Origin of the sequence: Mesorhizobium sp. M1E.F.Ca.ET.063.01.1.1 (assembly GCF_003998155.1) — a bacterium.
GTDB lineage: Bacteria > Pseudomonadota > Alphaproteobacteria > Rhizobiales > Rhizobiaceae > Mesorhizobium.
On sequence record NZ_RZSC01000264.1, the window covers coordinates 1 to 7618 of the forward strand.

The window sequence follows — 7618 nt, forward strand, 5'->3', positions numbered from 1 at the left end:
GCTGTGGTCGCGCTTCGGCACCATCATCGGCGTCGGCATCGGTGGGCTGGACATGTGGCTGAACACGCTGTTCGGCTTCTCGCCCTTCGGCACGCTGAAGCACGGCAAGGCCGACTACGCGACGCTCGAGCCCGCCTCCAAGCATCAGAAGATCGCCTATCCCAAGCCGGATGGCATCTTGACCTTCGACCGGCTCTCCTCGGTGTTTTTGTCCAACACCAACCATGAGGAAAACGAGCCGGTGCACCTCATCGTCGGCGACGCGGCGCTGCAGCAGCGCTCCGAGCACGACGTGTTCGCCGGCCCGTCGACCCGCTACTGCCCGGCCGGCGTCTACGAATGGGTCGACAAGGACGGCAACGCCGCCGCCGATCCGTCGGCGAAGGACGTGCGCTTCGTCATCAACGCGCAGAACTGCGTCCACTGCAAGACCTGCGACATCAAGGACCCGAACCAGAACATCAACTGGGTGCCGCCACAAGGTGGAGAGGGGCCTGTCTATCAGGGTATGTAGAAGGGGCAACTGCCAGAGGCTTTGCGCTGCCCCTGACATACCGGGGGCGCCACCGCCGGCGGCGCCTGCCTGCGAATAGGTTGCGACATCGCAACCTCAAGGCCGTTGAAACCACCGCCTGCTTGTGTTTCCTTTCCCTGAGGATAGGGAGAAACGGCGATGCGCCTGGCGGTTCTGACATGCCTTGTCGCTCTCGGCGCGTTCTGCGCGCCGCAGGCCTCGGCCGGCACCAGGGTGCTGGTCCAGACGCGAACCTATGACATTGCCGGCAATTCCGGCGCGGCACTTATCGAAGCCATGGACAGCAAAGGCCCCAAGCACGGCTTCATGACGCACGCCATCGCCCAGACCGCCTACACGGCCGACTGGGAGCTCGGCGTCATCCCGGACAAGGGTTCGTGCCGGATACGGCAGGCGAACGGCACGCTCAATCTCTTCTACACCTTTCCGCGCGTCGCCTCGGCGACGCCGGCGCTGAAGAAGCGATGGACCCGGTTTTTCGCCGGTGTGCGCGCCCATGAGGAAACCCATGGCCGCATCGCCAGGGAGATGATGCGCGCCACGGAGCGGTCGATCACCGGTCTCAAGGTCGCCGACGATCCCTATTGCTACAAGGCGCGCAGCGAGGCGCGCCAGCGTATCCAGGCCGCCTATGCCGAATACGAGGCCAAGCAGAATGCCTTCGATGCCCGAGAGCACCGCGACGGCGGCCATGTCGAGCATTTGGTCGCGGCTTTGATGAAGCCTTAGCGGCGCGATGCTGCGAAGGATCGCTACGTCAACCCGGTGTCTTCCCGAGCCGCACGAGAGAAGCCAGCGCCGTCTCATGCTCGTCCTTGGGCCCTCTGTCGTCGGACCGCAGCGAGAACTCGACCAGCACCGGCAGATGATCCGAGCCGGTGTCTTCCAGCCGGGTCGCGGAATGGATCGTCACCCCGCCCTTGCTGAACACCTGGTCGATCGGCAGGCCGGCGAAGCGCCGCAGGAAGTCGGGCAGCTTCCGGTGGATCCAGGTCGGCCCGGCCGACGGCATCACCGTCAGCTTGCCGAGCGAAGCGACGCGCCGCACGGCCGCGCTCCAGGGCACGGCGTTGCAGTCGCCGGCCATGATCGCCGTTTCGCCGAGCGCGGTCAGCGGTTCCGACAACTCGCCGATCTGCCAGTGCTGCTCGAGCGGCCAGGGCCAGCTCAAATGGATCGCGGCGACGTCGACGCCGGTTCCACCGAAATCGATCGTCGCGGTCGCCATCGCACCGCGCGGTTCGCAATGCGGCGCTGTGCCGGCGGCGAAGGGCCGGCGCGAGAGCAGCGCGACGCCGAATACGCCGTTGGGGTAGGGGCAGAGGATGCGGTAGGGATAGGCGCTGGTGATATAGCCAAGCTCGGTCGTCCACATCCCCGACACCTCGTCGAGGGTGATCACATCAGGATTGGTCCGGCCGATCAGCGAAAGCACCTTCTTCGGCGTCGGATTGTCGAAGCGCAAATTCATCTGCAGCAGGCTGTAGACAATCCGGTCAGCGGGTCTGGCGATCGCCTGTTGCGGCCACAGCTTGGGCAAGGCGCTAGCCGTTGTGGCGAAGCTGGCGATGGCGAAGAGCAGCACCGCTGTCGCCTGCAGCCGATAGGAGCTGGCCAGCAGCGCCAGCGCCAGCAGCGCCGTAAGCACGCTCAGGTGAATGCGGAAATGCGAGAAGGAATCGAGCGCAGGGTGCAGCGCGCCGAGGAACCCGGCCAGCAGCGCGGCCGACAGTGCCATCATCGCCAGGAATGCCACCCCAGCCGTCATGTTCGAGCGCGCGCCGCCTGTTGTCATCTCGGTCTTGGCCTGCCGAATGCCGCCGGCAATCTGTTTGGAGCGAGATGATCTCGCTCTGGCCTGCTTATCGGCCAAATTGCGGCCCTTGCAAGACGGCGAATTGCCTCGCCGCGCCGCTGGGGCGCGCCGCTGGCTACTGGAAGGCCGTCTCGGAAAAACTTCTCAACTTGCGCGAATGCAGCCGCTCCATCGGCATTTCGGCCAGCTTCTCCATCGCCCTGATGCCGATGGTGAGATGCTGCGCCACCTGTCGCTTGTAGAATTCGGTCGCCATGCCGGGCAGCTTCAGTTCGCCGTGCAGCGGCTTGTCGGAGACGCACAGCAGCGTGCCGTAAGGCACGCGGAAGCGGAAGCCGTTGGCCGCGATCGTCGCCGATTCCATATCGAGCGCGATGGCGCGGGACTGCGACAGGCGCTGCACCGGTCCGCGCTGGTCGCGCAGTTCCCAGTTGCGGTTGTCGATGGTGGCGACGGTGCCGGTGCGCATGATGCGCTTGAGGTCGTAGCCGGATAGGCCCGTGACCTCGGCCACCGCTTCCTGCAGCGCTACCTGGATTTCCGCCAGCGGCGGGATCGGCACCCAGACCGGCAGGTCGTCGTCCAGCACATGGTCCTCGCGCACATAGGCATGCGCCAGTACATAATCGCCCAGCGCCTGCGTGTTGCGCAGGCCGGCACAGTGGCCGAGCATCACCCAGGCATGCGGCCGAAGCACCGCGATATGATCGGTGATGGTCTTGGCGTTGGAGGGGCCGACGCCGATATTGACCATGGTGATGCCGCCATGGCCCGGCTTCTTCAGATGATAGGCCGGCATCTGCGGCAGGCGCGGAGGCGGCGTGCCGTCGCTCGGCGCGTCGGCTCCAGCCTTTGTCACCACATTGCCCGGTTCGACGAATTCACTGTAGCCGCCTCCGCCCTTTTCCATCAGATCGCGGGCACGCGCGACGAACTCGTCGATGTAGAACTGGTAGTTGGTGAACAGCACGAAGTTCTGGAAATGCTGCGGGCTGGTCGCCGTGTAATGCGACATCCGGTGCAGCGAATAGTCGATGCGCTGCGCGGTGAATGGCGCCAGCGGCCTCGGCTCGCCGAACGCCACCTCGAAGGTGCCGTTGGCGATCTGGTCGTCGGTGCCGTCGAGGTCCGGCACGTCGAACAGGTCGCGGATCGGCCGCTTGATGCGCTCGGCCGCCGTGCCGTCGACATAGGTGCCTTCCAGGAAGGCGAAATGCAACGGGATCGGCGTTGTCGATTCCGACACCGTCACCTGCACGCCGTGATTGCGCATGATGAGCCGAAGCTGTTCGACGAGGTAGCTCTCGAAAAGCTGCGGCTGGGTGATGGTGGTGGCAAAATGCCCAGGCGTCGGCATATGGCCGTAGGCTTGGCGCGAGTCGATCTGGGTGAACGAGGTCGTGGTGACGCCGATCTGCGGATAGAAGGCGCGGTAGCGCTTGCTCTCGTCGCCGCCGGCCGCGAGTTCGGCGAAGGAATCGCGCAGGAATTTGGTGTTGCGGTCATAGAGCCTCTGCAACGCCGCGACCGCCTTCTTGGCGTCGTCGAAGCTCTGCCTGCCGAAAGGCTCCGGCATGACGACCGATTCGATAGCTTGGGGGTAGATTCGCTTTTCCATGGCCCAATATAGGGATTTGGACGAGCGCTTGGGAGGGGGAGGCGGACGCGAAGCTCGCCCTGCGGCGTATTTTTCTTCGACCGTGTCAGCCGCGCTGCAGGCTGACCAGCAGCACGAAGCCGACGCCCGCCTTCTTCGGCGTCGGCGCTTCGATGATAGAGCCGGTGTCGGCGCGCATCATCGGCACCGCCAGCACGGGAGCGGCAAGCAGCATCAGGATGAGCATCGCCCGCGGCAGGAGCCGAAGGGCCTGGAGGGTCGAGGTAGCGATGCGGTTCATGGTGGTGGTTCCGGTTTCGAGGTCGTTTCAGCGGTCGAAATGGTTCATGCAGTCCAGCCGGCAGGTGTCGGCCATTCCCGACGAGCGGGCCGGACGGCCGGCTTCGGCCACGAGGATGGCGAAGACCATGCCGAACAGGCTCATCAGCAGGCAGACGATGGTGAAGCGGCGGACAAGCATTGGTCTCTCCTTCAATGGCGAGGAGAATGCCCGAATGCCTCTGAACCGGTTCTGAGACCGGTATTCATCTACCGTTCAAAATGATTGATATGGTCGCGATCTGGCTGACGCAGGTCGCCAAAAGTGCGCAGCGGTTTTGGGAAACGACGTGCGGAAAGACAAGAACCTGAAGCTCGTCGCCGGCGACGACCTTTAGCCGCTGGAAACCGCCGCGTCCGCCAATGCGCTTCGAAAGGGCGCCTGAAAGGAAAACGGGGCCTAAAAAGAAAACGGGGCCGCGCGGCCCCGTTCATCAGGTCATTCAAGCGGCGATCAGAGCTTGTGCCAGGTCTGGCTCTTGCAGATCAGCCCGCCCAGCACGCAGCCGCTCATCTTCAGCGAGGCGCCGGAAATCGTTGCCTTGCCGGAATAGGTCTTGTCGGTTTCCGGATCGGTTATGGTGCCGGTATACTTGTTGTCGCCGGCTGCCTTGAAGGAACCGATGGTTTTGCCGGCATATTTGCCGGACTTCAGCGTGATCGAGAACGAGTCGCTGCCGGCGATCGCGGCTGTCGAGCCGGCTTGCGTCTTCCAGTTGCCTTCGATCGGGTCGGCCCATGCAGCACCCGCAATCATCAAGGTGGCCGCCAGGGCCAGGCTCACTTTTCGAAACATGTTTATCCTCCCTTCAGAATTCAGGCGGGGCTCGTTCCGCCTCTCTGTTTCCGCCTCTCTGTCCCTTACGCAAAGGTAAAGCTAATCCAGCCGCCGCCAAAACGAAAGCGGTGCCGCCACGGAAGGTTGCAAGGATTTTTAGCTGCGCAAGTCACTGAAACTGAACACGAGCGGAAAAGGCTTCGGTTTCCGTGGTTAGCGAAGTCTTGATTGCGGCCCCCGAAATTTTCATCGAATTTATTGCAAAGAGGCGGAATTGCGCCATTCCTATGCTTAACAGTTTTTCGCGTTTACCTCTTGTTTTAGCTTTGTTTTCTTCAAATTAAGCAAGCCATTTAACGACGGATTCAAGGCCAGGCTTCATCCTCGAAAGCATCGAAAGAGCGGCCCGCCCCAAGGACACCAAGGGACAGAAGGAGGCAGCTCTCGGGAGCCAGACAGGGGATTGAAATGGCACGTTTTGAAATGCTCGAGGCCGGCTTCGGCGCCATGGGGGCAACTGCCCAGGCCGACATTCTTTTCGAACTGGGCATGATGTATGCGACCGGTCGCGACTGCGAGACCGACGTCGTTGCCGCCCACAAATGGTTCAACATCGCCGCGATCAAGGGTTCGCTCCGCGCCGCCGAACTGCGCTCGGAACTCTCGGCCACGATGTCGAAGGTCGAGATCGCCAAGGCGCTGCGCGAAGCGCGCGAATGGATGACGATGCACTGACCTTGTAGGCCCGAGGTCCGAAGGTCTTCAGGGGACAAGGCCGCAGAAAGACGGCCGGTTGACAAGAGCAAGAACGCGGCAGGCAAGACTTGCCTAGCTGCGCAGACACAGGGAAGCGAGCGGGTTCAGGCGCGGGGGCGCCGGGAAAGCTCGACTGCAAAAGCCGCGACCGGCCGGGACAAGGCCGGCGCGGCTTTTGCATTTTAGGCGTTCCGCCCGGCCGCGGCTGAGTGCGGCTTGGCCCAAGAAATCCTGGCCGAAATGAACCAAAGCGGTATGTATTGTCCTCTCGACAGTTCCGGCGAAGGGTGGAATTGTCCCGGCTCTCAGGAACAGCGTGGCCGGCACGGCCGCGCGCAAGTGGAGGAGTTCTTATTGCCATGAAAAGATTGGGTATTTTGAGCGCGGCCGCATTGGGCCTGATGATGAGCGCATCGGTTGCTTTCGCCGACGACATCACCATCTCGGTGGTCGGCCCGATGACCGGACAGCTCGCCACGATCGGCGACCAGTTCAAGCAGGGCGCGAAGGCCGCCGCCGACGCCATCAACGCTGCCGGCGGCGTCAACGGCTCCCAGATCAAGCTCGATATCGAGGACGACCAGTGCGACCCGAAGCAGGCGGTTTCGGTGGCCAACCGCATCGTCGCCAACGGCATCAAGTTCGTCGACGGCCATGCCTGCTCGGGCTCGAGCATTCCGGCTTCCGCTGTCTATGCTGAATCCGGCACGCTGATGATGAGCCCTGCCTCGTCCAACCCGGTGCTGACCGACGCCGCGGCCAAGTCTGGCTGGCCGACGATCATGCGCCTCTACACGCGTGACGACGCGCAGGGCGCCTTCATCGGCCCGTGGATCGCCAAGAAATATGCCGGCAAGAACATCGTCGTCCTGCACGACAAGAGCGCCTACGGTCAGGGCGTTGCCGATGTGGTCAAGGCGACGATGAACGCCGGCGGCCTCAAGGAGGTCGACTACGAAGGCATCAATGCTGGCGAGAAGGACTATTCGGCTTTGGTCACCAAGCTGAAGGAGTTCAAGGCCGATGTCGTCTATTTCGGCGGCTACCATCCCGAGGCCGGCCTCATCCTGCGCCAGGCTGCCGAGCAGAACGTCAAGTTCCAGCTGATCATGCCGGACTCGATCGCCACGCCGGAATTCTGGCAGGTCGCCGGCCCGGCCGGCGAAGGCACCATGTTCGTCTTCCCGTCCGATCCGCAGGCCAAGCCGGAAGCCAAGGACGCCGTGGCCAAGATCAAGGCCGGCGGCTTCACCCCGGAAGGCTTCACGCTGTTCTCCTACGCCGTGATCCAGGCGGTTGCCGAAGGCGTCAAGCGCGCCGGCACCGACGATCCGGCCAAAGTCGCCGAGGCGCTGAAGGACGGCAAGCCGATCAGCACCGTCGTCGGCGACGTCATCTTCGACGAGAAGGGCGACCTGAAGAACGCCAGCTACGACATCAACCAGTGGCATGACGGCAAATACGCGCCGATCAAGCCGTAAGCGATCCGTCAGGTAAGTGAAAATGGCCGGTCTCGTCCGGCCATTTTCCTTTTGGCGGCGGTCGGCGCTCTACGGCGCCGGCGCCGTCCCGCCATACCCAACTATTTTGTCTCGTTAACGAGACAAACCGAACGGGCGTTTCAGCCTTGCCCTTCTTCCGCGAACCGCACCAGCACCGTGCCGTCGCTCACCTGCGCGCCTTCGGCCGCGATCTCGGCGATCACCCCGTCATGCGGGGCGGCGATGGTGTGTTCCATCTTCATAGCCTCGAGGATCAGGAGCGGCTGGCCTTTGATCACCGTGTCACCCGCTGCCG

At 63.2% G+C, this 7618-nt stretch carries 10 protein-coding genes; 4 read left to right on the forward strand and 6 right to left on the reverse strand.

The window, feature by feature from the left end:
- Positions 1-514: 4Fe-4S dicluster domain-containing protein (locus tag EOA29_RS18965; RefSeq protein ID WP_189478928.1), on the forward strand; the 514-nt coding region annotated here is incomplete at its 5' end.
- 159 nt (positions 515-673) lie between these two features.
- Positions 674-1264, forward strand: coding sequence for a DUF922 domain-containing protein (locus EOA29_RS18970; RefSeq protein ID WP_127221283.1), 591 nt, complete (start codon positions 674-676; stop codon positions 1262-1264).
- A gap of 28 nt (positions 1265-1292) precedes the next feature.
- Here EOA29_RS18970 and EOA29_RS18975 read toward each other — a convergent pair whose 3' ends face one another.
- The 5 genes from EOA29_RS18975 to EOA29_RS18990 form a co-directional block, all read right to left on the reverse strand.
- Positions 1293-2303 (reverse strand): endonuclease/exonuclease/phosphatase family protein, encoded by a 1011-nt coding sequence (locus tag EOA29_RS18975; protein WP_127221287.1) that lies wholly within the window; start codon positions 2301-2303, stop codon positions 1293-1295.
- 163 nt (positions 2304-2466) lie between these two features.
- The gene (locus EOA29_RS18980; RefSeq protein WP_245468490.1) at positions 2467-3927 is read right to left on the reverse strand and encodes an AMP nucleosidase; all 1461 of its coding nucleotides are present in this window, start codon (positions 3925-3927) and stop codon (positions 2467-2469) included.
- A 127-nt stretch (positions 3928-4054) separates the two neighbouring features.
- Positions 4055-4249, reverse strand: a complete 195-nt coding sequence (locus EOA29_RS18985; RefSeq protein WP_127221285.1) for a hypothetical protein — start codon at positions 4247-4249, stop codon at positions 4055-4057.
- Between the two features lie 27 nt (positions 4250-4276).
- A complete protein-coding gene (locus EOA29_RS41505) occupies positions 4277-4429 on the reverse strand; it encodes a hypothetical protein (protein ID WP_189350201.1) in 153 nt (50 codons plus the stop codon).
- Positions 4430-4741: 312 nt separating this feature from the next.
- Entirely contained in the window at positions 4742-5083 is a 342-nt protein-coding gene (locus tag EOA29_RS18990; RefSeq protein ID WP_126094964.1) for a DUF2147 domain-containing protein, read from the reverse strand.
- Positions 5084-5533: 450 nt separating this feature from the next.
- Here EOA29_RS18990 and EOA29_RS18995 point away from each other — a divergent pair, with 450 nt between their 5' ends.
- On the forward strand, positions 5534-5800 hold the full coding sequence (locus tag EOA29_RS18995; protein ID WP_126094963.1) for a sel1 repeat family protein: 267 nt from the start codon (positions 5534-5536) through the stop codon (positions 5798-5800).
- A gap of 380 nt (positions 5801-6180) precedes the next feature.
- On the forward strand, positions 6181-7302 hold the full coding sequence (locus EOA29_RS19000) for an ABC transporter substrate-binding protein (protein WP_127221286.1): 1122 nt from the start codon (positions 6181-6183) through the stop codon (positions 7300-7302).
- A 140-nt stretch (positions 7303-7442) separates the two neighbouring features.
- Here the strand turns inward: EOA29_RS19000 and EOA29_RS19005 are convergent.
- Positions 7443-7618, reverse strand: a 176-nt coding sequence (locus EOA29_RS19005; RefSeq protein WP_145969703.1) for a biotin/lipoyl-containing protein, incomplete at its 5' end; no start/stop codon positions are given.

Excerpts from the sequence above, each read along its gene's own strand:
- EOA29_RS18970 (WP_127221283.1), top strand. The coding sequence starts at position 674 with ATGCGCCTGGCGGTTCTGACATGCCTTGTCGCTCTCGGCGCGTTCTGC.
- EOA29_RS18975 (WP_127221287.1), bottom strand. The coding sequence starts at position 2,303 with ATGACGGCTGGGGTGGCATTCCTGGCGATGATGGCACTGTCGGCCGCG.
- EOA29_RS18980 (WP_245468490.1), bottom strand. The coding sequence starts at position 3,927 with ATGCCGGAGCCTTTCGGCAGGCAGAGCTTCGACGACGCCAAGAAGGCG.
- EOA29_RS18985 (WP_127221285.1), bottom strand. The coding sequence starts at position 4,249 with ATGAACCGCATCGCTACCTCGACCCTCCAGGCCCTTCGGCTCCTGCCG.
- EOA29_RS41505 (WP_189350201.1), bottom strand. The coding sequence starts at position 4,429 with ATGCTTGTCCGCCGCTTCACCATCGTCTGCCTGCTGATGAGCCTGTTC.
- EOA29_RS18990 (WP_126094964.1), bottom strand. The coding sequence starts at position 5,083 with ATGTTTCGAAAAGTGAGCCTGGCCCTGGCGGCCACCTTGATGATTGCG.
- EOA29_RS18995 (WP_126094963.1), top strand. The coding sequence starts at position 5,534 with ATGGCACGTTTTGAAATGCTCGAGGCCGGCTTCGGCGCCATGGGGGCA.
- EOA29_RS19000 (WP_127221286.1), top strand. The coding sequence starts at position 6,181 with ATGAAAAGATTGGGTATTTTGAGCGCGGCCGCATTGGGCCTGATGATG.